This is a genomic window from Phocaeicola sp. RTP21198st1_B8_RTP21198_201120, assembly GCF_040929485.1.
GTDB classification, from domain to species: domain Bacteria; phylum Bacteroidota; class Bacteroidia; order Bacteroidales; family Bacteroidaceae; genus Phocaeicola; species Phocaeicola dorei.
Genome location: NZ_JBCOCI010000426.1, coordinates 1 through 1,218, shown reverse-complemented (window position 1 = coordinate 1,218; position 1,218 = coordinate 1). Strand labels below are relative to the sequence as shown.

Sequence of the window (1,218 nt, the reverse complement as noted above, 5' to 3'; positions counted from 1 at the left end):
ATTAGCAGAGTAAACAACAATATCATTGTACACCTAAGAGGATGTGGAGGTGGAAAGGAAACATGGTTTATCCGTGCATCTATCATGTTGCCAACATTCAGCCATGAAGGAGATAAGACATATACCAGAAATGCGAATCAACCTCAAACACTAAGTGTTTTGTTTGCCTATGACCATACAAGCCCACAGCAAAGGATAGAGGAATATAAGGCTATTCATGACAAAGCAATTGAAAAATTCAACAATAGAGAAGAATTGGATTTTTATGAATATTGTATTATGTCTCAAATGACGCTTGCCATTGGAAAGGATTTTTATTGGGGTAATGAAGTTTTGAAAGAAAATAGATATTGGGATGCAATTGTGTATTTGGAAAATGTATATCATGCTTTGAGAGAAAGTTGGCTAAGGGGTAGCATTACAGATGATGATAAAAGAATGTTTTATCAAACCTGTTATCTCATTGGATATTGCTATGCAGAAATGGGATTATATGAGAAAGCCCTTTTCTTTCTGGAAATAGTTCGTCCCTTAAATAACATTAGATACAACATAGAATACATAAACTGTCTGGCAAATAGTAGAGATATAAGGGCAATTTATACAATACATAATGAACTTAATCAATTGGCACAGTTAAGAGAAAGTGAGATTACGGATAGTATCATATTTTATCACAATTTCTTACGCAGAAGAAGAGCATACACCTTTGTTGATATGGGACGGTTGGATGATGCAGAGGAAGCATTTAAGGAAATGCTGAATGAAGATGCAAATAAGGAATATGCCAAAGGTGAACTGGAGTATATTCAAGAATTGAAAAAACTAAAAGGCATAAATAATATTGCATCAGAAGAATAATATGAAGGTAGAATTATTAAATAAGAAATAATGGGAATTATATTACTTAAAATGCCTCAATGGCTAATTAGTGTGTTTAATTGGTTTACACTATCTTCTATGAAAAAGATAATTATTACCCAAATGCTCATAGCTATTATAATTACTATGTTTGATAAGGCATGCGAGATAATACTAAAAGGACCTTGTGTTTGGGATATACAAGATGTTGTGGCATTCATTATATTAGATGCCGTATTAATAATTAAACAAATGCACTATGGAAAATGAGAATTATGCAACTAGAAAATTTCCTCTAAGGATAGAAACAATGTGTGTTCGTAATCCCTTTGACGCTCACAATCCAATATATCACCC

At 32.7% G+C, this 1,218-nt stretch carries 1 protein-coding gene; it reads left to right on the top strand.

The window, feature by feature from the left end; translation table 11 throughout:
- The coding region (locus AB5935_RS26965; protein ID WP_368327974.1) for a hypothetical protein at positions 1 to 861 on the top strand (861 nt) is incomplete at its 5' end.
- Between the last annotated feature and the right edge of the window lie 357 nt (positions 862 to 1,218).